Here is a 23,966-nt window from a genome sequence, read left to right on the forward strand (position 1 = left end):
ACTTTTGCCTTAAATTATAATCTTCTCAAAAGCTTTCCTTAATCCATCGGCTAAAACAACTTCTCCGCAATAAGAATATCCTTTGCTTTCAAGAATCTTCAGCATTGCAATATTATCATAGTTTGTATCTACCTTAACACTCTGGATACCATTAACTCTCGTAAAATCCTCTATATGATCGAAAAGTTTTTTAGTGATTCCCTGCCCTGCAAATTTTTCATCAATGGCCACACGATGTACCACCACAAATTCTCCGTTGCTTAACCACTCTCCTTCGATTTTACTATAGGCAGGTTCATCGTTAAGGATCAAAGCCGCATATACTGCAATTTCCCCATCTACTGTAAGTACATATCCGAAACCTTTTGCGATATCACTTTCTACTGTTCCAAGATTGGGATAACCATTCTGCCATTGTGTACTTCCGTCCTGCTTTCTTCTTTCAATGGATTGCTGGATGATTCCCCAAATAATGTCTCTGTCTTCAATTTCCGATTTTCTTAGTTTGATTTCTGGATTCATGTTGTTGATTTTGATAAAAAAATATAGAGTTTAAAAGACTAAAATCAGAACTATTTACCTGTTGATCTTCTGAATTTAAAACTGATTTTATTAACGCAAAGGCTGCGACTTCGTCATAGAAGAAGCGATTGGCTATGTGATTACTTAATAAGAGGTTGTCTCAAAAGTCAATTAATTTGGCTTTTGTCATTCTGACGTAGGAAGAATCTTATTTGAAATCAATCGTTTGAGATTCTTCATTACATTTCATTTCATTCAGAATGACACTTTTGAGATAGCTTCTGTCTTTGCTTTCTTAAAAATATACCATAAGGTTACTAAAGCTTTGCGTCAAATTTTAAATCACCAATATAAGTTTCTATTGATCTAACTTTGGCTGTGATATAAAATAATAGTTCTTCAAGTCATCTTTTAAATATTTAATGTTTGATTTAATTAAAAAACCGAAAACTAATTATAAAATTAATTTTCGGTTCGAAGTAGTAAAATTTAAAATTATGAAATTGTTTTATTAATTTTCACTTTGTTGAAGATAAGCATCAATAATTTCAAATGCTTTCTTTTCATCTTCTAGATCCACCATTACCTTTAGCGATGTTGCTGTAGGTGTTGTGGTAAATGTCAGATAGTTGTTTTCAATAGTGTTTGTAATTTGCGCATCATCCAATTTAGACTTAACCAACTGAATTTCTGAAGGGTTATCACTTTCGTAAACTGATACTCTCGTACTTCTTTCCATATTCTAATTGTTTGAGTATCTAAATGTACAATGTTTTTTTGAAAATTACAAATCTTTATTTTTAAATTTTATTAATATTGTTTTCAATTTTATCTAATGCCAATTGAATTTCCTCTTTGGTAACATTAAGATGTGGTCTGAAACGTAAAGACTGATCTCCACACGGAAGAATAATCAGTCCGTCATTAAATAATTCAGTCATCATTTTGTTTCTTTCTGCTCCGGATGGAAGATCAATAGCACACATTAATCCTCTACCTCTAGCATTGGAAATTTTTGAAGGATATTTCTCAGCCATTGCTTTTAAGCTCTCCAATAGGAAGTCTCCTACTACTCTTGCGTTTTCTACAAGGTTTTCTTTTTCAATAACTTCCATTACCAGTTGGAAACGAAGCATGTCAATAAAATTACCTCCAAATGTAGAGTTGATTCTTGAGCTTTCTCTGAAAACATTGTTCGGAATTTCGTCAAACTTTTCTTTGTTGGCCAATACTCCGCAAACCTGAGCTTTTTTACCGAAAGAAATAATATCCGGCTTTGCAGTAAAGTGCTGGAATGCCCACATTTTCCCTGTAATGGCAATACCCGTCTGAACTTCATCAAAAATTAGTAAGATTTCATTGTCGTCACAGATTTTTCTTAATCCTAACAAGAATTCATCTCTGAAATGGTTGTCACCACCTTCTGCCTGGATAGGCTCAATGATGATACAAGCTACTTTATCAGGATTCATCAGAATAGCTTCTTCAATCTGCACTAAAGCTAATTGCTCATTTTTGATTGTTTCTGCCAGATTTTCTTCTGTGATTGGGAATGATAATTTCGGATTTAAGATTCTCGGCCATTTAAACATTGGGAAATATTGATACTTCCTAGGATCCGATGTGTTTGTTAAGCTTAAAGTATACCCACTTCTTCCGTGGAAAGCCTGTTTGAAATGAATACAGATTCCTGCTTCAGTATCAAGACCTTTTTCGAAGTTCTTGCGGGTCTTCCAGTCGAAGCAAGCCTTCAATGCATTTTCAACGCCTAAAGTTCCGCCTTCAATAAAGAAAGCGTATTGTAGTTCTTCAGGAATCACTACTCTTTCGAATACTTCTAAAAAGTGAGCGTATTCTTCTGAGTAAACGTCTGCCAAAGTTGGTTTATTGACAGCCATTCTTCCCAACCATTCTGATCTTTCTACAAGATACGGGTGGTTGTACCCGATGGAAGCTGATGCAAACATAGAGAACATATCCAGGTATTCTCTGTCTGTAAGTTTATCGTAAAGCCATGATCCATGAGATTTTTCAATGTCCATCACGAAATCAAAACCGTCAGCCAACACATGTTTACCAACTGTTTCCTTTACTTTATTTGCTTGTATATCTAATGTGTGTTCCATAATAAATTGTTGTGTGATTTAATAAGTGAATGATGAAACGATCAAAAGGCTGAGCATCTAATCATTCAGGTTATTAAGTTTTTTTTTGTTTTTTTGGGTGCTTTAAGTAAAGCTTTTATAAATCAAATTTAATTCCTTGTGCTAAAGGAAGTTGTGCAGTATAATTTATAGTATTAGTTTGCCTTCTCATATAATACTTCCAAGCATCTGATCCTGATTCTCTTCCACCTCCGGTTTCTTTTTCACCTCCGAAAGCTCCTCCGATCTCAGCACCTGAAGTCCCAATATTTACGTTCGCAATACCACAATCTGAACCTGCATGGGAAAGGAATAATTCTGCTTCTCTAAGATTTTGTGTCATGATGGCAGAAGAAAGTCCCTGTGGAACATCATTCTGAATAGCAATTGCTTCTTCTAATGTCTTGTATTTGATTAAGTATAAAATCGGAGCAAATGTTTCATGCTGAACGATCTCATAAGAGTTCTTTACTTCAGCAACGCAAGGCTTCACATAGCATCCGGATTCATAATCTTTTCCAGATAAAACGCCACCTTCTACAACGAATTTACCACCTTCTTTTTTACATTTTTTGATAGATTCCTGATATTGATTTACAGCATCCACGTCAATAAGTGGTCCCACGTGATTCGTTTCATCCAATGGATTTCCGATTTTCAACTGGCCATAAGCTTTTACCAATCTTGTTTTTACTTCATCATATACCTCTTCGTGGATAATCAGTCTTCTTGTAGAAGTACATCTTTGTCCTGCAGTTCCTACGGCTCCGAATACCGCTCCGATGATAGACATGTTAAGATCTGCATCTTTAGTGATGATAATCGCATTATTCCCTCCTAATTCAAGGATAGATTTTCCGAATCTTTCTGCTACCTTAGAAGAAACCATTCTTCCTACTCTTGTAGACCCTGTGAAAGATACCAAAGCTACTCTCTTGTCATCTACTAATTTCTGCCCAATCTCATGGTCAGCAACCAATACACTTGAAATTCCTTCTGAAAGATTGTTCTCTTTCAAGACTTCATTCATAATATTCTGACATGCAATGGCACAAAGTGGAGTTTTTTCTGACGGTTTCCAGATGGTAACGTTACCACAGATCCATGCTAAAGCCGTATTCCAAGACCATACTGCTACCGGGAAGTTGAATGCAGTGATGATTCCTACTACCCCAAGCGGGTGGTATTGCTCGTACATTCTGTGACCAGGTCTTTCCGAATGCATGGTATATCCCTGAAGCTGTCTTGAAAGTCCTACGGCAAAATCGCAGATATCAATCATTTCCTGTACTTCTCCAAGTCCTTCCTGCAAAGATTTACCCATTTCATAAGAAACAAGTTTTCCAAGATCATCTTTATATTCTCTTAACTTTAAACCAAGCTGTCTTACGATCTCTCCTCTCTTAGGAGCCGGGATCAGCCTGAATTCCTGAAATGCCTTTTGAGCCGTTTCAATAACTTTGTCATAATCACTTTCTCCGGAAGTCTTTACTTTAGCAATTAATTTCCCGTCTGCAGGAGATACGCTTTCAATCGTCTTTCCTGAAGCGAAATATTTACCGCCCACTGAAGTCCCTTTATTCTCTTCTTTAATACCAAGGTTTTTGAGTGTTTTTTCGATTCCGAAATCCTTTACTTTTTTTGACATAAAATCTTACTTTTCGTTCTCTCTAAAGATAAAAATATTATGCGAACCTCAAAACTTTAATTTTTTAATATGTTATTTATTTGGACTAATTATAAACATGCTTATCTTTGTAGGGTAATCTTTTTGACAGTCACCAATGGAAAATTCACAAGAAAATAACTCAAAGTTTAAAAAGTGGTTCAAGCGTGTGGGATGGGCAGGGTTTGCTTTCTTTACCATTAAGGGCTTGATTTGGCTCGTAATATTCTACTTTGGAGCAGACACTCTTCAGAGTTGTATAAAATAAAAAAGCAGAGAAAAATTCTCTGCTTTCTTTTTTTTAGAACATGTATTCAAACTTATTCTTTGACTATTTTAACAGTTCTTACTTCATTTTTTGTTTTAATTTTAACAATATATGCAGCAGGAAGGAGTTCAGAAAAGCTAACTTTTAACTGAAAGTTATTCACATCAGTATAATCTTTAATCTTTTTACCATTCATTTCATATACTTCAACTCCTTCTATTTTTGAATCCAAAGAGATATTAAGCATATCTTTTACTGGATTAGGATAAAAAGCAATGATGTCATTTTTCTTAGGCAAATCTGATGTAGCAAGTACAGATTCCGCACAGTATCCTGAAATAATTGCCAAAGGATAATGTTTTCCGCTTGAAAAATTACTTCCAAACTCTCCACAACACTGGTCTCCTGTTACCCACATGGTATTGTTATTTTTCTCAGCATATGTTGCAGCATATCCTGGGTAGATGTTTTTCCAGTCAGAATCCAAACCAATCCTGATTGGAGTTTTATAATTCAAAGTTCCATGATAGCCTGCTAGCTGTGATAGTCCGTTAGATCCCCAACCCCATAAAGTATTATCATATTTCAGAGCAACCACATGATATCCACCTGATTTAACAGATTTCCAATTATTGTCGGTACCTACCTGAATTGGGGTGTAAATCTGAGCACCCCACCCACCATTTCCTATTTGCCCACCATAGTTATCGCCCCATGCCCAAATAGTATTATCATTCTTTATTCCATAAGAACTAATGTATCCTGCAGATATATCTCTCCAATTTGTGTCTGTACCAATCTGGATAGGAGTTTTTACAGACGTATTTCCTGCTCCAACCTGCCCTGATGAGTTTAGCCCCCATCCCCAAATACTTCCATTATTTTTAAGCGCAATTGTATGGCTTCCTCCACTTGAAAGTTTCTTCCAATCTATATCTGTACCTACTCTAGTAGGTACAAGTACATCAGTCTTATTTCCTAATCCTAATCCATAACTACTGTTATTTCCCCAAGCCCAAAGCTCACCGTTTGTTTTAATAGCGAAAGAAGAGTATTCACCAGTCATTACAAAACTCCAATCATTGCCAGTCCCAATTTGTACGGGAGCAAACTGATTTACATTTGTTCCGTTACCTACTTGTCCGTAATTATTCAACCCCCATGCCCAAAGTGTGCCGTCTGTTTTTATGGCTAATGTATGATATCTTCCCAATGAAAAATTCTTCCAGGTATCCGAAGTAATCTGTTCTGGGAAATATGCTGCACTTTGTGTATTATTTCCAAGTCCTCCATACCCCTTTTCTCCCCAGGTCCAGAGTGTCCCATCAGTTTTTATACCTGCCGTATACCTTCCGGTTTTAGAAGGACTGAATTCTTTAAAGCATTGTGATGAAGATAACTGCCCAAGAATGACAGCTAAGGTTATTAGTGTTTTTTTCAAAATATTTTTTTGCAAAGATAAGTTTATAGAATCAATATTTTGAAAGACTTTGGGTAATTACACAAACTAAAGGCTTTTCTAAGATATTTTTCAAAAACACATAAAAAATCCGTCCTACAAAAACATGAAGACGGATTTTTAATTTCAACCCGGTTATTTATAGCTTATTCTTTCTTTTTTCTCCCCGAGTTAACAAGGCTCTGATGAAGCAAATATTCAATCTGACCATTTACACTTCTGAATTCATCATTTGCCCATTTCTCGAGGAGTTTATAGGTAGACTCATCTATCCTTAAGACAAAGGATTTTTTGCCTTTGTTTTCCGAAGTGTTCTGAGCTTTTTCTGATTTCATTTATTCTTGTTTTTGATGCAAGACGCATTGGATTATATTCCAGATTTACAACTTTGATAAACCTGGAATTATTGATTATTTTGATTAATTATACAGAGTTCCTGCATTCAGTATCGGGGTTGCCGCTTTTTCACCGCAAAGCACCACCATTAGGTTGCTTACCATTGCTGCTTTTCTTTCATCATCAAGCTCAACGATATTCTCTTCTGAAAGCTTTTTAAGGGCAAGATCCACCATTCCTACAGCGCCTTCTACGATTTTCGTTCTTGCTGCTACAATAGCCGTAGCCTGCTGTCTCTGAAGCATAGCCCCTGCTATTTCAGATGCATACGCTAAGTGAGAGATTCTGGCTTCCTGAATAACAATTCCAGCTTTTGAAAGGCGGTCCGTAAGTTCCTGCTCCAAAATAGAATTAATTTTATCACCTCCTTCTCTTAAGGTAATCGGCGCATGATCATCTTCTAAATTATCATAAGGAAAGCTCATTGCCAAATGACGTACTGCTGCCTCACTCTGCATTTTTACAAAGTCAGAATAACGTTCAACATCAAAAGCAGCTTTATAAGTATCCCCTACTTTCCAAACCATTACGACTGCAATTTCGATAGGATTCCCCATTTTATCATTTACTTTCAAAGTCTGACCCTGTAAGTTTTCTGAACGTAATGACATTTTCTGAGATGAATACAAGGGATTAATAAAAAACAATCCGTTGTCCTTAACTGTTCCTACATATTTTCCAAAGAAATTCAACACTCTTGAATGGTTAGGCTGAATAATCATTAAGCCTTTTAAGAAAAAGCAAGAAACCAGAAAGCAAAGCATTGCAATGACTACAAACGTAATACTTTGATCCACTCCACTGATAAAGAAATAAACTGCGGCAGCAAAGAGGATGAGGCAAATCACTAATGTAAGGTAACCCGACATGGGTTTTAATGTTTTTTCCATGATTGAATTTTTAATTTGATATTATTTTGATATCATAAAGTTAGCAGTAAATTTTGAATTGTAGATAAAAAAATTATTTTTTTTGAGGGGTTTGAAATACCAGATATGAGGTTCGAGGTTTTATACAGGAAGCAATTGTAGTTTGTAAGTTGAGAAGATGGGAACGTTGAGCTGTCGGATGAAGCAACTCCTTAAACGAAGTGTTTCTGCTAATAAAAAATAAGCAGGCTTTATCATTAATAAAACCACAGATGACACAAACTTTCACCGATGTTTATGCTTTATCAATTACTATGTTATTGTAAATATTTTCTTTTGTTTAATGAAATTACCTACTATTATTGATGTAGTATTATCTGTGTCCGTCTGTAAAAAATCTGTGGTTAAAAATTTTTAATCCGTAATCTTAAAAAGCAATACTTTATCTTTTTATTACCCACAAAAAAATCCCGGAAGTGAATTCCGGGATTTTAATTTGATATGGGTAAAAAGATTATTTCTTCGTTAAAGCTTTGAACTTGAAATAAGATACAGCTGCTAAAGTAATCATTGATGCGATTCCGATGTATACCCAAGCTGGTATTGGTACCGGATCACCTGCAGCATAAGAGTGCAGTCCGCTCAGGTAGTAGTTTACCCCAAAATAGGTCATTACCATTGAACAAAAAGCGAACATTGCTGCTACGTGGAATGCCCATCTGCTTCTTAATCCCGGAACTAATCTCATGTGTAAAACGAAAGCATACACCATGATCGAGATGAAAGCCCATGTTTCTTTCGGGTCCCAGCTCCAGTATCTCCCCCATGATTCGTTGGCCCATATCCCTCCAAGGAAGTTTCCTACCGTTAAAGCAAAAAGACCTACTGTTAAAGACATTTCAGAAACAATTACCAATTCCTTCAATGTTGTATCATGGTGAATTTTGTATGTTTCTTTGCTTGAAATAATATAGAATACTAAAGATAGTACAGCAATAATCATCGACAGGGCGAAGAAACCATAACTTGATGTAATGATTGCTACGTGAACAATCAGCCAATAAGATTTTAATACCGGTACAAGTGGTGTAATCTGTGGATCAAGTGCAGATCCTCCGTGTGCAAATCCCATCATGATAACGGCTACCATGAAACCTGATGCAGGAATCAAAGCATTTGAATTTCTATACAGAGCTAAACCTGCCGAAATACCAACCCATGAGATAAAGATAATCGCTTCATATCCGTTACTCCAAGGTGCATGTCCTGAAATATACCATCTTGCTACAAGACCTAAGAAATGGAATATATATCCAATTAAACCAATTGCAATAATTACTTTAATGGCTCTTTTTAATATTTTATTCGGTTTGAATAATTCTACAAATCCAAGAATTAGAAGAAGTCCTCCGATAATGGTATAGAAAATCAATAATTTGAAGTTGATATTCACATTGTTCATGAATACTTCAAGATCTACTTTAGACTGATCCGGAATTACGGCTTTTCCCCATTTTTTCTGATAGTCTGAAAGCTTCGCCAATTCAGAATCTGCCTTAGTCCAATCTCCGGATCTTTGTGCTCCGATTACTTCTGAAAAATAAGGTCCCATTACTTGCTGAGACTCCATGTCCGGTTCAAATTTCTGATCCAGCCATGAATGCCAAGTGTGATTAGCATCATTTTTCACAGGAACAATTCTTAAGAACTGGCCACTGAAAAATTCATTGAAAATCTGAACTCTTTCATTAAGTTTAATTACCTGCTTGTCGTATTCAGACTGGTCACCCGGTTTTTTGGCAAAAGCTGTGTTATAGTCTTTTTCCAGAATATAAGTTAACATTCCTGTTCTCTTATCTACTGGGAATAAATTCAGTAAAGAAGTATACCCCTCTTCATTGGCTTTTGTTTTTTCAAGAAGTGCTTTTCCTCCTTTTTCATCAACTTTGATTAAAGGAACTGATGTCCAGCTTTCCGTATCTGTATTGATAGAAAGGAACCATTGGTTAGCATCCAGAGATTTTCCGTCTGTTCCTTTGAAGCTGTCATGCTTGTAAAGTTTTCTTAAAACTTCTAAAGCCTGCGTATTCATTGGAATGATTCGTCCTTCGAAGTTCTGAACCAAAAGGTAGCCGAATTTCTCTGCGTGTTCTTTGCTTATTTTATTTCTCGAAATAATTTCATCAGCTGAAATGGTTCTCATTTTCCCCATTGGAGAGGCTAACGAGTTCTGTTTTATTTCAGTATCCTCGGTTGTTTTAGCTGTAGGAGCCGGTGCTGCGTGTGTATGCCCGTCACCTTCTACATGTACATGGTCTCTGCTTCCGTCAGTAGTTCCATGTGTTTCAATTTTCTGAGCATTTAACCCTAAGCTTAAGAATAGTAAAAGTACTGCTGCGGCTTTCTTTTTGTTAGCATCTTTCAGCATTTTATTTAATTTCCAGAAGTGTGTTCCTTTCCAGAAGAAGATGACAAACATTCCTAAGAATAATAATCCATACCCAATATAAGAAACTAAAGTTCCCCAAAAATCGTGGTTTACAGATAATACAGTTCCCATTCTGTCCGGATCAAAACTTGACTGGAAGAAACGGTAACCTTTATAGTTTAGAACGTGGTTCATATAGATTTTATAAGGGGTTTCTTTTCCTTCATCAACAATTTTCACGTGACTTTCGTAAGCACTCGGAGAGCTACTTCCCGGATAGGTTTCCATCACGAAATCATCTAATTTCAATGCGAAAGGAGTGTTATAAACTTTAGGCCCGAATCCAACCATAATGTTTAACCCATCCATCGTAATTTGCTTGTAAGCATTTGGATTTCCTTTTTCAACGGAAAGATCAACCAATTGTTTTGTTTTTGGCCCTTGCAATTCAATCTGAAGCATATCCGGAACGGCAGCATCTTTCTTTCTGTCCCCTTCAATAGCCATCAGTTTTCCTTTTTTAAGGCCTTCAGGTACTACAAGCTTTAATTCATTGATGCTGTATAAGCTTCTCAATGCTAAAGGCTGGAATTCATCTTTTACAGTATTTCCGGTAGCCTGTGTTGCCATGGTCATGTAGCTTGCGTCTACTGGAGTCTTGATGAATAATTTACCCCCTTCATTTTTGAATTCAACAGCTCCATCAATGGCTCTGTTGAAAGTTACCAAAGTTCCATTAATGGATTTTGTATCTCCTGCTTTGATATAAATATTCTGTCTTCCTGTTGTTCCTGTGGAAACTAAGTGAAGGTATTCAGTTCCGTTAGGCTCAGCTAGTAAGCTGTCTTTTTTTCTCTGAATATATTCTTTTGCAAAGATCTTTACTTCTTTTCCGTGGAAATCGTAAGTAGCATTAAGATCTTTGTGAAGTGGAGACATCAGGTAAGGAATATCCTGGTAGTTTAGGACATCTCCTTTTTCCTCGATCTGGATTTTAAGGAAGTTTTTATCCGTTACAATTTCGTTGGATGTTTCCCCTTCTCTGATGTGCATTTGCCCCTCAAAACTGATGTATCTTGTGATGGCACCACCAATAAAAATGAATACAAAGGCAAGGTGAAAAACTAAAACCGGCCATTTATCCTTTTTCCATAGTCTGTATCTTCCGATATTTCCTATGAAGTTAACAATAAGCAGCACCATAATGAGTTCAAACCATTTTGCCTCATAAATTAATGCTTTTGCTGTAGGAGTTCCGTAGTCGTTTTCTAAGAACGTTGCATAGGCCATTGCGAATGCATAAACCAGTAACAATACAGCCATTGTCCTGGTTGAGATAATAATATCCTGGAGCTTCTTCATGTTTATATGTACTTGACATGCAAAAATAAGGATGATAAACCATAAAGAGCTGAAAAAAAGCTGTTTTTTATCATTTTGAAGCCCGTTTTCCTTATTTTGAATCGTTCTTAATAATATTGGAGTTATTATGAAAAAATCAATTTCTAACCCCGAAAAAATACGGATTCATAATACCTATCTTAATGATTGAAGACTTCTATTTCAATAACCTTATTTTTTGTAAAAACAAACCCAAAAGGAACAATCTATCAAAATTTCTCTACTTTGTAAACCGAGGTACAAAAAAACGATCCCAATCATAAACCCTGGCCACGCTGTTGCAAATTTCAAGCATAAACTCCTGATTATTGGTATTGGTCATCACGACTACTCCATATCCCTTATCAAGACTTCCATAAGAGGCACAGGTAAAACCTTCATTACCCCCATTATGATTAAAGTAATAGACTCCATTTTTGTATCGGTGAAATACCCCTAATGCTACTTTACTTTCTTTGTAATTCACAACCGGAGTAAACCTTTCCTCCATATACTTTTGAGTTAAAACTTTTTCAGACTTACCTTTTAAAGCCAGTTGACACTCAATCATATATTTGGCAAGATCTTCAGGAGTTGTCCAGAGTCCCGCTGCCGAATATTCCGGATACAAATGATATTTTCCTTTTACTTTCTTTCCATCGGAATAATACCCTAAAGCGATATTTAAAGTATCATTTTTCAAAGAATATGTGCTATGCGTCATTTGTAAAGGTTCAAAAACCTCTTTCTTCATAAACTCTTCGTAGCTTTTTCCTGAGGTATCGGTAAGAATCAATTGAGAAACCACTGTTCCACCACCGGAATAATCAAACTCCAATCCGGGAGCCTTTATGGAACGGACCGGTTTAGAATTGGCAGGCGAAATACCATCCAGAACTTGTACAATATCAGGAATTGGCCCATTTCTTTCATACCCCATGAATCCCGAACCCCCCAATCCAGCTGAATGGCTTAATAAATTTCGCGAAGTAATGATCTTACGTTTAGAAATGCTGTCGTAAGGGAATTTCCAGCTTTTGAGATAAGTATTGATATCTTTATCGAGATCTATGCTGCCCAACTGTACCAGCTTCATAAATCCTAAACTATTGATGGTTTTGCTTATTGAGGCAGCCTGAAATAATGTATTGACATCAACTTTTCGTCCTTCTTCTTCGTCCGCATATCCATACCCCTTGATCCATTCTATTTTATAATTATTGATGACCGCAATACTTACTCCTTTTACATGGAACTGTTTCATCCGGTCAAGAATGTTATAAGACGGAACTTTATCACTTCCTGAAATAACAGATGGGCTTAAAGAATTTTCAACTTTAAGAATTTTATCCCCAATATCACTATTCAGTTTTTGAGCAGATATAAAAAACGAAAAAGCGATAAGCAGCAACAATGAGCACTTTTCTATATTTTTCATTATCAACAAATTAGTCCAATTGTTTTTCTTTACAATGTACTCATTTTGTTAATTCGGATAAAAAAAATATAGTGGCTATATACAATTTTACATCATTGTCATTGACTACGTCGAATCTTCGATTTCTGACAAAGGAAGAATCTCATAATATCGCTTAGATTCTTCATTTCACTTCTGAACTACGTTCGCAGACCTTCAGTCTGTATTCAGAATGACAGAGTCATAGTAATAAGATAACCGCATTAGTGTACAATTGCATATAATTACCCAAAATATAATCACAAACTATTTCTCCAAGGAAACCTTTTTTCTGATCTTGCTTAAAAATTCATGGGTAATTCCAAGATAGGATGCGATCTGTTGCTGGGTAAGCTTCTGTTCAAGTCCAGGGTATTTCTGTAAGAATTCAAGATAGCGCTTATCTGCTGTTTTTCCTGTTAAAGACAAAATCCTTCTCTGTAACGCCACGGACGACTGCTGATTCATGATCCTGAAAAGCTTTTCAATCTGAGGCATTGTTTCATAAAGATACTGCTTATCTTTTTTTGAGATCACCAATATTTCGCTATCCATAAGAGCCTCAATATTCAAAATACTCGGAACATCGTTAATCAGGCTGTCAATATCCGTGATCCACCAGCCTTCTTCAGCAAAATACAAGGTTTGTTCAAATCCGGCTTCATTCAGATAATAAACTTTGAAACAGCCATTCAGAACAAAACCTTCAAAAAGACAATAATCTCCCTCTTTCAGAACAGCATCCTTCTTTTTAAAGCTTTTCAACTTGAAAGGAGCAGAAAACTGACTGAACTCTTCCTCAGAAAGAGCAATATACCGGCTGACATTTTTATAAAGCAAATTGAACATGATAATATTGATCAAAAATAAAGATACCAATATTCCTGATATCTTTATTCATTAATAAGTTGGCGAGTTCTATTTTCCTTTTAAGAAATCCTCTGTATTGATGATATTCGCGTAAAGACCACCCAGTGCAGATATTCCTGCGAGGAAAGACTGTTGAACATCCGATGCTTTTACAACCTGCCCGTTCAGCTCCCTATCTCTTGTTGCTGTAGCATCACCAATAATCGTGTTATTAAAACCAAAATCAAAAGCAGCTCTTGTCGTAGATTCCACACAGACATCCGTCATCATTCCCGTAATGACAAGGTTTTTAATATTTTTTGATTGAAGGGATTTCAATAGATCCGTATCCCTGAAACTGTTAGGAAAATGTTTTTCAATCACTTTCTCATCAACTGAAGGTGAAACCAGTGAATGAATTTCCGCTCCTGATGTCCCTGGCAAAAAGAAGACAGCTCCCTCATTGGTTGCAATATGGCGGATATGGATGACAGGAAGATTATTCTCCCTGAAATATCCCAAAACCTGCTGAACATTTTTGCCTGCCTGTTCAGCTCTTTCTAATATCATTTTTCCTCCGGGAAAATAATCGTTCTGTACGTCGATAATTAATAATGCGGTGTTTTCCATTTTTCTTTTTTGTTGTGCGTTAGTTAATATCAGTGATAATAGAGTCAGACATAGAGTCAGTACGCTTTTCGATATATTTTTCATTGATTACATTTTATGACACAAAATTATCCAACCTCAAACATCAAACCTTTGAACTAGTTCAAAAACATATATCATCGACAAATAAAAAACCGAAGGAAAATCCCCCGGTCTCATTCTTTTATCTTATTTCCAATAGCTCCATTTCAATCCATCAAATACCGCCATAGTTTTACTCACCGTGTCATAACACATCATTCCCGGATAAGGACTTTTAACATTAATATGGGGATCTGCTATTTTGGGTAGTATTAAAGCTTTATCAGCCGACTCTAGCACCAATACTCCGGCAACCGTTGTTGTAGAATTCCCTATAATTACTCTATTAGGTCCCGGTACTTCAGCATTGGTATTGAAAGTAACATTATCAATAGAACCGGCATCACTAAGGGCAACCCATTCGGAACTATTTTTCATTTTTATGATTTTATCATTTTTATCCATGAGAATCGTTCCGGCTCCAGCATCATTAGGCAATGTTTCTACTATGGGAAGTATAATACCATTAGTCGTATTAGCCGCAAAATCTAGAATTCCATCTCCATCTACCGTTTCTTTACTAATACCTACTTGAGCGAACATAAGATTAGTAAATAAAAATCCTGTGAGTACTATTATATTTTTCATTTTCTCTTTTTAAATCTAAACTATTATTCATTACAAGATCTTACAATGCAATTCCATGACGTACCGTTATATAACTTAAAACAACTATCAGCAGTATCGAATATCAGCATTCCTTCTACCGGAATAGCAATACTTGCAGCTGTGGTCCTGGTAATAACAAGACCTTTATTTCTTGACTCTAGAGCAATAAATCCGTTCGGAATAATGCCTGGCCAATTTGCCTGCATCCCTGTTTGACCTGTAATTCCAAATTTTGTCATACTATCAGGCGTCCCCGCAGCAGGTTCTTTAGTACAATAGGTCTGAAGATTAGTTCCGAAAGTAAAATATTGATTAGTAGGAAACAAATAATTGAATACAGCTTTGCCATTTACAAAACCTGTAGCTGGAATCAACTTTACATTTTGGGTAAATCCGGCGTCATCGGCTACCAGCATAAATATTTTATCTGTTGGTAATATATCAGTATATCTTGAAAGGTCTGCCTGTAACCATGTTGGGTCCTGATCATTCATTTTCTGTGCCAACCAACTTCTCTGAATAATCTTTCCTGAAGTTGTCCCAAAATTTACTAATGGCAGATCCTGAATGTTATTATCCCCCATTACCAAAAAGGTGTTATCTTTAGAAAAAGGTGTTCTGCTTACATCAGCATTTGGTACAATAAAATCATTAGTTGTAGCGGCTATAAGCATACTATTATTATCCTCATTAATACTATTGCTTACTTTTTGGTTCAGAACCGACATATCATCTCTCGCAATTCCAAAAATATTATTATTGAAAGCAGCATTCAAACTAGAATCCCATGTAACTGCCTGATCAGAATTCAGATAATTTAGGGGCTGTTCTAACGTAATTCCATACTTGATACCAAGATAAGAATTCACTCTCTGCCTTTCTATAGGAGTTTGTGTTTCTGAATATAAAATAAATTCTCCTATTCGGTCTCCAGCAAGCGATGACGAACCTGATCCACCATCATTATCCATCAAAAGGACCAACCCCGGATAATTGTATATAGAAGAAACATCATTTGATGGACCGCCATAGGCAAGACCATTGTTATCAAAAAAATATTTCACATCTTCACCTACGATATCATTATAATATGACTGAATACTGGGTACATTAGTTTCTATGGTGTTGATAGCATTTGTTCCAAAAAAAACGTCACCGGATTCTTTTTCATTATAAAACTCTGGACGATTGGTTCTTGTTCCAAAAAATGGAGATTGCCATACGCCCGCAATATCTGTAGGATTGGAACTTCGGGTAGTTCCATTCATTACAAAAACGGTTCGGTAGGTGGCTGATGCTGTTCGGGTAAGATGGGTATATGAAGTAAGTGATTTTGTAATATCATCAGGAAAACCTGATGGAAATTTGTATCCGGATCTATACCCATTAGTACTGACAACTTCTATGGCAGGATTAAAATTAAAGCTCGGAATTGATGTAGCAGAACGATAAACCGGTATAGCTTCTACTCCAGGATCTGCATAATAACCTGGGATTCCCTGGTTGGCTATACCATTTACTCCACCTGTTTTTTGATTCTCCCAGATGGAAACTTGTGTATTGTCAGTTGTTGTAGCTGTACCCGCATCGGCTTTCACCCATATCTGTAAATTACTGGAAACACCACCCGGAGATTGCGCCCATAGCATACAATTACCCAACAAGAACACTAAGAGCAGTTCTTTTCTCATTGATCTATTTTTAATGTTTGTATCTATTTTCAAATCAGCAAATCAAGTAAAGAATCACCAATTCACTAAGAAGGATGGAATATGGAAGTTGATTAAAAAGTAAAATTTATACAGTTTTTTTTCCTTATGTATACTATCTATTAAGATGGTAAAGCATACAACATAAAAAACTTATTAATTTCAACCAGATCACAAATATATGAAATATTTTTTTCAATTTAAGAAAGGTAATTTGATTGAAATAATTAATATTTTTTATATATTTTAAATTTAAATTCAAGTATGTTTTTGAAACATTCTAAAAGAAATACCGATCAATTAATATAATTTAACAGCTCTGTATTTGGATAAACAAAAAAAATAACCTTATTTTTATTTCAGCCAATATTTATAACACAAAATATTTTTTAATCAGCTTTAAATAATTGTAGTAAAAAGTGAGCATTACAAAATGTTTTTTGAAGAAAAAGATTCTTTTTAGTATTGAAAAAATATTAAATTTGCCACATTGATATTTATGGATAAAAAGACACAAAAAAAACCGACTGAATCGCCTGAAAAAGGCAGGATTTTATCTAAGCCACGCATATTTTTCGGGCTTACTTTTATACTGTTCTCCGCTGTTCTCGCTTTATCATTCATTTCCTATTTAATGAACTGGAAATCTGATCAAAGCCAGGCAGGAACTATGCTGGACAAAAGTATAAAATCATCAAATATTTTCGGTAAGGCCGGAGATTGGTTTGGAAACATTTTCATATTTGAAAGTATTGGTATAGCCTCATTTATTATAGCCTTTTTATTTCTTGTTGTTGGAACATTGATCCTTAAAAAGAAAACTTTCAAGCCATGGAAAACAATTGGTCATTCCCTGTTTTTCATTTGCTGGCTTCCTATTTTTATGGGAGCACTTACCAAAGGACAAGGAGTTCTGGGAGGTGTTTACGGATACCAGATTATGGATTACTTAAATGCTATTATCGGATCTGTAGGATTATGGACTGTATTGGCTGCAAGTATCCTTTTGTATTTTATTCTTGAATTTAATCTTCGCCCAAGTTCTATTAAAGCAAAACTAAACAAGATCAACGAGAACACCATTGGAAAAGTAAAATCAATGATGCCTGACTCTGATGAAGATTTTGAAGCTGATGAAGAATTAAAAGAAGAAACGGACGAAATAGAAATCGAAGAACATACAACACCTAATGTTACGGTAAGTGATATTACCAATTCTACATCTAATAATTCAATCAATAAGGGTAAGGAACCGGAACCGGTAAATATTCCAAAGGGATTCCCGGAAGTTTCTGCCACAAATACTATTGATACAATATCTACTCCTAATCATACATCATTTGACAATGAGCCTCAGGAGGCTTCTCAACCTGTCAGTTTAAACCTTTCTGCAAAACCAACAGTTCCGGTTTCAAGCCCGGAGGAAGCTTTTGACATCAGGCCTTCTGCTCCTGTTACCGCTCCGGCACCTGTAGTTCCTGTATCACCAGCCTCTACACAGGAAAACATTAAATTTAATGTAGAAGTAGCACCAGTAATTGATGTTTTGGATGATTCCGATAAAAAATCCCAGGAACTGGTAGATAAGCATGGCTTATATGACCATACATTAGATCTGGCTAATTTCCAGATGCCACCTGTTGAGTTGTTAAAAGACTATGGTAACGAAGAAATTTCCATTAACAAAGAAGAATTAGAAGAAAATAAAAACAAAATCGTTGGACTTCTGAAGAACTTCAACGTAGGAATTGCCGAGATCAAAGCAACGATCGGTCCAACAGTTACGCTATACGAAATTGTTCCGGAAGCAGGAATTCGTGTTGCAGCGATTAAAAAGTTACAGGACGATATTGCATTGAACCTTTCCGCATTGGGAATCAGAATCATTGCTCCAATGCCAGGAAAAGGAACAATCGGTATTGAAGTACCGAGAAAAAACCCAACAATGGTTTCGATGCGTTCTGTCATTGCATCTCATAAATTCCAGAATACAGACATGGATCTTCCGGTGGTTTTCGGAAAAACGATTTCCAATGAGATTTTCATGGCTGACCTTTCCAAAATGCCTCACTTATTGATGGCGGGAGCAACAGGACAAGGTAAATCTGTCGGAATTAATGCTATTCTTACTTCCCTACTCTACAAGAAACACCCAAGCGAACTGAAATTCGTAATGGTTGACCCTAAGAAAGTAGAGCTTTCTCTATATTCAAAAATTGAAAGACATTATTTAGCGAAATTACCGGATGCGGAAGAAGCTATCATCACAGATACCAATAAAGTAATCAATACCCTGAACTCTCTGTGTATTGAAATGGATACAAGATATGACCTTCTTAAAAATGCGTTCTGTAAAAACCTGAAAGAATACAATAAAAAGTTCGCAGAAAGAAAATTAAACCCTGAAAACGGTCATCGTTTCCTTCCTTATATCGTATTGGTAGTAGACGAATTTGCAGACTTAATCATGACTGCCGGAAAAGAGGTAGAATTACCGATTGCCCGATTGGCACAGCTGGCAAGAGCCGTGGGAATTCACCTTATTGTTGCTACCCAAAGACCCTCTGTAAATGTAATTACAGGTATGATTAAAGCTAACTTCCCGGCAAGAGCTGCCTTTAGAGTAATCTCAAGTGTCGATTCAAGAACAATCCTCGACTCTCCCGGAGCAGACCAGTTGATTGGTAAAGGAGACATGCTGTACTTCAATGGTAATGAAATTTTAAGACTTCAGTGTGCCTTTGTAGATACTCCCGAAGTGGAAAGACTTGCAGAATATATTGGTGAACAAAAAGGATATTCATCTGCATTCCTTCTACCGGAATATGTTTCAGAAGATGCCAACAGTTCTGCTGTAGGTTCTTTTGATCCTAATGAAAAGGATGCTTTATTTGAAGAAGCGGCAAGAATCATTGTTTCTACACAACAGGGATCTACTTCAATGCTTCAAAGACAATTGAAACTAGGATACAACAGAGCCGGAAGAATCATGGATCAGCTGGAAGCAAGTGGTATTGTAGGTGGATTTAATGGAGCGAAAGCAAGAGAAGTTATTATTAGTGACCTTCATTCTTTGGAGCAATTCCTTGAAGATCTAAGAAACTAATCAATCATAAAAAGTATTCTTCTACAAAATAATCCCGGGTATTTTTAAACAATATTGCCCGGGAAATATTATATAATATTCGTTCAAACTATGATCATGAAAATTACAATAAAACAATCTATCAAATTGGGTCTTTTTGCCTCTACCCTTACACTATCTTCATGCGCTTTACGATCCGTTCCCAGCGAATATACTTCTGTAAAAATGGAAGTCATTGACAATAATACCCTCGGAAACGGCAAAGTACTTATTTATAATGGAGCAGGTGCTCTCCACAAAATGGATAATACGGCAAGATTAAACATTGTACTTGATGGTAAATCTCTGGGGCAGATCAGACCAAAAGAATATGTTATTGTTGATTTAGAGAATGGAAAACATGAGTTCACTGCTCTTCACATAGATATGGTAAATATGAGAAGTAAACATCCGGTTGAAATCAATCCAAACACTAAAGTTATTAAAATTGAACCTACCATTACTTCTAATAAATTAACTGTAACCAATATTCTCCCTGAAAACTTTGAAAGGTATGTTGAAAGGCCTGAGACCAGATAATTTGCAACACAATACATATTAAATTAACCATAAAACTTTACATGAGAAAATTATTATTTGGGCTGTTCTTTACTTCAGCTGTAGTATGCCTGTCTGCTCAGAGTTCTGCTTCCAATACCCTTAACAAGGAGTATTTTAAAGAGAAAACATTAGTTTTTACTTATAATACATCCAGTGTTGAGAACTTTAATGTAGAAGGGCCTCATGCAGGTATGTTTATTCAGCCTGATGTAAAAAAGACATTCGAAGAGGCTGTATCTGAAATGGCGAAAGAAACCAAAATCAACTTAATTAATGGTAATGATTCCAGTGCAGATCAGATAGATTCAAAAATACTGGATATTACATGGGAGTTCAAACTATTTAGTGCAGAACTGACAACAAAAGTAAACTTTAATGTCAATAACCAGAATTATATGAGTACCGGAAGCTTTAAAAATATGGGTGGAGGGTCCGAGAGAAAAAATCTGAAAAAAGCTTTAAAAAATTCAATTCATAATTTTTTACTTGAGTATCAAAAATAAGAAGTATTTTTTGGAACAGTTTTTGGAAGAATAGCATAAATACAAGGAAAAAGCGTTATTACTTTACCCTTGAAAGTTTAAAATTATCTAAAGATTATTAAATAAGAAAAATGAAGAATATTATTTCAAAAGTTATATTGGGAAGTTTTGTGGTAGGTGCAGTAGGTATGGCGAATGCTCAGAAAATAGATGCAAAAGCTAAAAAGATATTGGATGACATTACAGCCAATTACAATTCTAAAAAGAATTCTTACTTCAAATTTTCTTTTGGAAGCGGATTGAACGGGCAGGTTAATAAAACAGAGCCCGGTATTTACTATACTGCGGGAGATAAATACAAGTTGAAGATCATGGATACAGAACAGATCTTCGATGGAAATAAAATCTACAATATCAACGCTGATGATATGGAAGTCACTATTGCAAAACCTAACGGAAGCAGTGCTATGTTCTCCCCTATCAACTATCTTACGAACTACAGAAACGAATACAACGTAACTTATAACGGTAAGAAAACAGTAAATGGAGTAAACACAGATTTCATTAAGCTTACTCCGGTAAAAGCCAACGGAATTCAATTTGTATATCTTTTTGTAGACTCTGCAAAAAAACAAATGGTAAAACTTGAGCAACACGGAAACAACAAAGATGTTGCAGTGATTGCGATCAAAGAATACAAAGAGAATCAGGATCTGGATCCTAATATGTTCGTTTTTGACAAAAATAAGTTCAAAAACTATGTCATTACAGAACTTTAAAAGTTGATAATCAAAAAAGTAAATTCACTTTTTGATTATTTCACTTCTGAAAAAAAATAACAAAATATAAAAGCCGCAAGTTTGCGGCTTTTTGATTAATTTTGGCGCATGTTAAAAATACTAGACAGATATATCATAAAAACCTTCTTTGGACCGTTTTTCTTTATATTCAGCGTATTGTTTTTCATTTTCATTGTAAACATTATCTGGGTTCAATTAGGGCAGTTTATGGGAAAAGGATTAAGCTACTGGCAGATCCTTAAACTTCTTTTTTACCTTGGGGTGAACGTTATCAGTATGGTTCTCCCCCTCACTATTCTTCTGGCGAGTATCATGTCATTCGGAGAATTTGGAGAACGCTATGAACTTGCAGCTATGAAAGCAGCAGGAATACCTCTTACCCGAGTAATGGCTCCTCTATTAGGAATTACCACGGTTCTTGCCATCATGTTGTTTTTCTTTTCCAACAATATCATTCCGGATTTCCAGAGGAAGGCAAAGAATATGCTTTTTAACATTGCTCAAACAAAACCGGCCATCAACTTTACTCCCGGACAGTTTATTGACCAGATCCCGGGATACATGGTGAAGTTTGATAAGATCTATGGTGAAAACGGAGAAAATATTGAAGGCGTTTTTGTTCATAAAAAAGCCAATACTTACGAAAACCAACAGTCTGTTGTGGCTGAAAAAGGAAAATTTGTTCCGGCAACCAACAAAAACTTTCTAAAGCTGATCCTTTATAACGGATACGTATTTGAAGATAACTTTGCAGGAAAGGGAGAAGATGTAAGAAAAAAACAACCTGACCAGGCAATTAAATTCGACACACTCGTGAATCATTTCGACATTAGTGAGCTTATCAACAAAGCTATCGAAAAAGAGCAAATTACAGATGACTACCGTTTTCAAACTTATAGCGAGCTTAATAAAACCGTTGCCATTAGTAAAAAGGAAAATGCAGTGTTCTTTAAAAACATTGGAACGGATGTTTTAAACCAAACCAATAACGTAATTGCTTATATGGATCAGGCCAATAAACCTAAGGTAGCTCCAAAAGCACAAATAAAACTGGATACCGTAAAGAGTGATAAAAAGCTTGAGATGATCTATAGTTCCTACAATAGACTTGACAATCTGAAATCAACACTGGAAGCTAAAAAGAATGAATTTAGTACGAATGTAAAATATTTCAGTAAGGTTGTTATTTACCAGCAGAGATACATCTCTTACTCGGTAACCTGTCTTATTTTCTTCCTGATTGGAGCAAGTTTAGGTTCTATCATCAGAAAAGGGGGAATGGGACTTCCGGTAATTATAGCGATTGTTATCTTCATCATTTTCTATGTGATCAATGTTGGGGTGGAAAATATGTCCTGGAGTGGTAAAATGAACCCTTATTTAGCGGCGTGGCTTCCCAATTTCATTCTTCTTCCGTTTGGAGTGTGGATGACTTTCAAAGCACTTACAGATTCACAATTGTTTGATGCAGAAAAATACAAAGCATTATTCAAACCGATTACGAAAAGATTCTCAAAAAGTAAAGAACATAAGAGATATCAATAATTTCAAAAAAAGGTCCGGAAAATCCGGGCCTTTTTGTTTTTTAAAAGATTAAACCACAATTACCTCCCTCTTCCAGTTTCCTACCCCTAAACTATAGTAAAAAAAGCTATATTTGCAAAAAAATAAAACTATAACTATATGAAAAAAGTACTGGCTTTAAGCCTGTTTGCACTGGTTTCTTTTAATGCTTACGCACAGGAGGACAACAATACAGATTATGAATTAAGAGGTGATGAAAGATATGGGTATATCATCGACAAAAGTGGCAAAAAAATAGAAGGAATTGTAAGATTAAACGGAGATGCTATGTCTCCCTGGGATAATCAGAAAAAAGTAAAATTTGTTGCTGTATCTGATATTGATAAATCTAAAAAGAAACAGAAGTTCAAAACACTGGATACTGATGACATCAAAGAATATGTCGCCATTGATAATAACAATATCGAAAGACACTTCGAAAATATCAAATATACCAATACTAAAGAAGGGTTTAATACGGCAACGGGAGGTTTAAGTGGTAACCTCAAAGCCTTCAACAACCTTACAAAAAGCACACAGTTTGCTGAAATTGTAACAGACGGAAAAATCAAAGTATATAAGCTATACGGTTATCCTACTACCTTTTCAGCCGGAAGTCAGATTGCTGTTGCTGAAGCTGAAACCAAGAGAATGAGAGAAATGCCTTCGTATATTTATAGCAAGAAAGGAGGTAAAATTGAAGAACTCACCCTGGCTAAAGCAAAAATAATTATTGCAGACTGCAGCTATGCTAAAGGCAAGGTTACCAGCGGTGCTTATGCTTCCCTGAAGAATGATGAAAAGAAGAGATCCGGTCTCGGCAGATTAATCAAAAGTCAGATTGACGATGTAATGTCAAACATTCCGGAAATTGTAGAAGAAGTCATTATAGATTACAACGAAAACTGTAAATAAATTATTGAATACAATA

General features: G+C 35.7%; 19 protein-coding genes. 6 read left to right on the forward strand and 13 right to left on the reverse strand.

Annotation, left to right across the window (positions count from 1 at the left end; genetic code table 11):
* Positions 1–9: 9 nt before the first annotated feature.
* The 13 genes from EG344_RS23095 to EG344_RS23160 form a co-directional block, all read right to left on the reverse strand.
* Positions 10–522, reverse strand: coding sequence for a GNAT family N-acetyltransferase (locus EG344_RS23095; RefSeq protein WP_123911624.1), 513 nt, complete (start codon positions 520–522; stop codon positions 10–12).
* A gap of 511 nt (positions 523–1,033) precedes the next feature.
* Entirely contained in the window at positions 1,034–1,261 is a 228-nt protein-coding gene (locus EG344_RS23100; protein WP_123911625.1) for a DUF2007 domain-containing protein, read from the reverse strand.
* A 61-nt stretch (positions 1,262–1,322) separates the two neighbouring features.
* Positions 1,323–2,648 (reverse strand): L-lysine 6-transaminase, encoded by a 1,326-nt coding sequence (gene lat / locus EG344_RS23105; RefSeq protein WP_123911626.1) that lies wholly within the window; start codon positions 2,646–2,648, stop codon positions 1,323–1,325.
* A 115-nt stretch (positions 2,649–2,763) separates the two neighbouring features.
* A complete protein-coding gene (locus tag EG344_RS23110) occupies positions 2,764–4,314 on the reverse strand; it encodes an aldehyde dehydrogenase family protein (RefSeq protein WP_123911627.1) in 1,551 nt (516 codons plus the stop codon).
* Positions 4,315–4,652: 338 nt separating this feature from the next.
* Entirely contained in the window at positions 4,653–6,041 is a 1,389-nt protein-coding gene (locus EG344_RS23120) for a T9SS type A sorting domain-containing protein (RefSeq protein WP_123911628.1), read from the reverse strand.
* 164 nt (positions 6,042–6,205) lie between these two features.
* Positions 6,206–6,394: an Arc family DNA binding domain-containing protein gene (locus tag EG344_RS23125; RefSeq protein WP_068943158.1), complete on the reverse strand. Its 189-nt coding sequence runs from the start codon at positions 6,392–6,394 to the stop codon at positions 6,206–6,208.
* Positions 6,395–6,478: 84 nt separating this feature from the next.
* The gene (locus EG344_RS23130) at positions 6,479–7,345 is read right to left on the reverse strand and encodes an SPFH domain-containing protein (RefSeq protein WP_123911629.1); all 867 of its coding nucleotides are present in this window, start codon (positions 7,343–7,345) and stop codon (positions 6,479–6,481) included.
* Positions 7,346–7,838: 493 nt separating this feature from the next.
* On the reverse strand, positions 7,839–11,114 hold the full coding sequence (gene ccsA / locus EG344_RS23135) for a cytochrome c biogenesis protein CcsA (protein ID WP_123911630.1): 3,276 nt from the start codon (positions 11,112–11,114) through the stop codon (positions 7,839–7,841).
* A gap of 259 nt (positions 11,115–11,373) precedes the next feature.
* On the reverse strand, positions 11,374–12,570 hold the full coding sequence (locus tag EG344_RS23140) for a serine hydrolase domain-containing protein (protein ID WP_123911631.1): 1,197 nt from the start codon (positions 12,568–12,570) through the stop codon (positions 11,374–11,376).
* Between the two features lie 285 nt (positions 12,571–12,855).
* Entirely contained in the window at positions 12,856–13,437 is a 582-nt protein-coding gene (locus EG344_RS23145) for a Crp/Fnr family transcriptional regulator (protein ID WP_123911632.1), read from the reverse strand.
* A gap of 69 nt (positions 13,438–13,506) precedes the next feature.
* Entirely contained in the window at positions 13,507–14,151 is a 645-nt protein-coding gene (locus EG344_RS23150; RefSeq protein WP_123911633.1) for a cysteine hydrolase family protein, read from the reverse strand.
* A 123-nt stretch (positions 14,152–14,274) separates the two neighbouring features.
* Entirely contained in the window at positions 14,275–14,775 is a 501-nt protein-coding gene (locus EG344_RS23155; RefSeq protein ID WP_123911634.1) for a hypothetical protein, read from the reverse strand.
* A 23-nt stretch (positions 14,776–14,798) separates the two neighbouring features.
* Complete coding sequence (locus EG344_RS23160) at positions 14,799–16,487, reverse strand: hypothetical protein (RefSeq protein WP_123911635.1); 1,689 nt, start codon at positions 16,485–16,487, stop codon at positions 14,799–14,801.
* A gap of 517 nt (positions 16,488–17,004) precedes the next feature.
* Here EG344_RS23160 and EG344_RS23165 point away from each other — a divergent pair.
* The 6 genes from EG344_RS23165 (at position 17,005) to EG344_RS23190 (ending at position 23,950) form a co-directional block, all read left to right on the forward strand.
* Positions 17,005–19,611 (forward strand): FtsK/SpoIIIE family DNA translocase, encoded by a 2,607-nt coding sequence (locus EG344_RS23165; RefSeq protein WP_123911636.1) that lies wholly within the window; start codon positions 17,005–17,007, stop codon positions 19,609–19,611.
* Between the two features lie 96 nt (positions 19,612–19,707).
* Complete coding sequence (locus EG344_RS23170) at positions 19,708–20,169, forward strand: hypothetical protein (RefSeq protein WP_123911637.1); 462 nt, start codon at positions 19,708–19,710, stop codon at positions 20,167–20,169.
* Between the two features lie 41 nt (positions 20,170–20,210).
* Positions 20,211–20,693 carry a hypothetical protein gene (locus EG344_RS23175; RefSeq protein WP_123911638.1) on the forward strand — a complete coding sequence of 161 codons (483 nt, stop codon included), beginning with the start codon at positions 20,211–20,213 and terminating at the stop codon, positions 20,691–20,693.
* A 110-nt stretch (positions 20,694–20,803) separates the two neighbouring features.
* Positions 20,804–21,451 carry a LolA family protein gene (locus EG344_RS23180; RefSeq protein WP_123911639.1) on the forward strand — a complete coding sequence of 216 codons (648 nt, stop codon included), beginning with the start codon at positions 20,804–20,806 and terminating at the stop codon, positions 21,449–21,451.
* A 108-nt stretch (positions 21,452–21,559) separates the two neighbouring features.
* Positions 21,560–23,017: an LptF/LptG family permease gene (locus EG344_RS23185; RefSeq protein WP_123911640.1), complete on the forward strand. Its 1,458-nt coding sequence runs from the start codon at positions 21,560–21,562 to the stop codon at positions 23,015–23,017.
* Positions 23,018–23,155: 138 nt separating this feature from the next.
* On the forward strand, positions 23,156–23,950 hold the full coding sequence (locus EG344_RS23190; RefSeq protein WP_123911641.1) for a hypothetical protein: 795 nt from the start codon (positions 23,156–23,158) through the stop codon (positions 23,948–23,950).
* The last annotated feature ends 16 nt before the right edge of the window (positions 23,951–23,966 follow it).

It is taken from the genome of Chryseobacterium sp. G0162 (assembly GCF_003815715.1).
GTDB lineage: Bacteria > Bacteroidota > Bacteroidia > Flavobacteriales > Weeksellaceae > Chryseobacterium.

What these genes read in the sequence shown, in the direction of transcription:
- EG344_RS23185 (WP_123911640.1), top strand. Translation starts at nt 21,560, where the DNA reads ATGTTAAAAATACTAGACAGATATATCATAAAAACCTTCTTTGGACCG.
- EG344_RS23095 (WP_123911624.1), bottom strand. Translation starts at nt 522, where the DNA reads ATGAATCCAGAAATCAAACTAAGAAAATCGGAAATTGAAGACAGAGAC.
- EG344_RS23110 (WP_123911627.1), bottom strand. Translation starts at nt 4,314, where the DNA reads ATGTCAAAAAAAGTAAAGGATTTCGGAATCGAAAAAACACTCAAAAAC.
- EG344_RS23140 (WP_123911631.1), bottom strand. Translation starts at nt 12,570, where the DNA reads ATGAAAAATATAGAAAAGTGCTCATTGTTGCTGCTTATCGCTTTTTCG.
- EG344_RS23160 (WP_123911635.1), bottom strand. Translation starts at nt 16,487, where the DNA reads ATGAGAAAAGAACTGCTCTTAGTGTTCTTGTTGGGTAATTGTATGCTA.
- EG344_RS23130 (WP_123911629.1), bottom strand. Translation starts at nt 7,345, where the DNA reads ATGGAAAAAACATTAAAACCCATGTCGGGTTACCTTACATTAGTGATT.
- EG344_RS23150 (WP_123911633.1), bottom strand. Translation starts at nt 14,151, where the DNA reads ATGAAAAATATATCGAAAAGCGTACTGACTCTATGTCTGACTCTATTA.
- EG344_RS23175 (WP_123911638.1), top strand. Translation starts at nt 20,211, where the DNA reads ATGAGAAAATTATTATTTGGGCTGTTCTTTACTTCAGCTGTAGTATGC.
- lat (WP_123911626.1), bottom strand. Translation starts at nt 2,648, where the DNA reads ATGGAACACACATTAGATATACAAGCAAATAAAGTAAAGGAAACAGTT.
- EG344_RS23145 (WP_123911632.1), bottom strand. Translation starts at nt 13,437, where the DNA reads ATGTTCAATTTGCTTTATAAAAATGTCAGCCGGTATATTGCTCTTTCT.
- EG344_RS23125 (WP_068943158.1), bottom strand. Translation starts at nt 6,394, where the DNA reads ATGAAATCAGAAAAAGCTCAGAACACTTCGGAAAACAAAGGCAAAAAA.
- EG344_RS23180 (WP_123911639.1), top strand. Translation starts at nt 20,804, where the DNA reads ATGAAGAATATTATTTCAAAAGTTATATTGGGAAGTTTTGTGGTAGGT.
- EG344_RS23170 (WP_123911637.1), top strand. Translation starts at nt 19,708, where the DNA reads ATGAAAATTACAATAAAACAATCTATCAAATTGGGTCTTTTTGCCTCT.
- ccsA (WP_123911630.1), bottom strand. Translation starts at nt 11,114, where the DNA reads ATGAAGAAGCTCCAGGATATTATTATCTCAACCAGGACAATGGCTGTA.
- EG344_RS23155 (WP_123911634.1), bottom strand. Translation starts at nt 14,775, where the DNA reads ATGAAAAATATAATAGTACTCACAGGATTTTTATTTACTAATCTTATG.
- EG344_RS23190 (WP_123911641.1), top strand. Translation starts at nt 23,156, where the DNA reads ATGAAAAAAGTACTGGCTTTAAGCCTGTTTGCACTGGTTTCTTTTAAT.
- EG344_RS23100 (WP_123911625.1), bottom strand. Translation starts at nt 1,261, where the DNA reads ATGGAAAGAAGTACGAGAGTATCAGTTTACGAAAGTGATAACCCTTCA.
- EG344_RS23165 (WP_123911636.1), top strand. Translation starts at nt 17,005, where the DNA reads ATGGATAAAAAGACACAAAAAAAACCGACTGAATCGCCTGAAAAAGGC.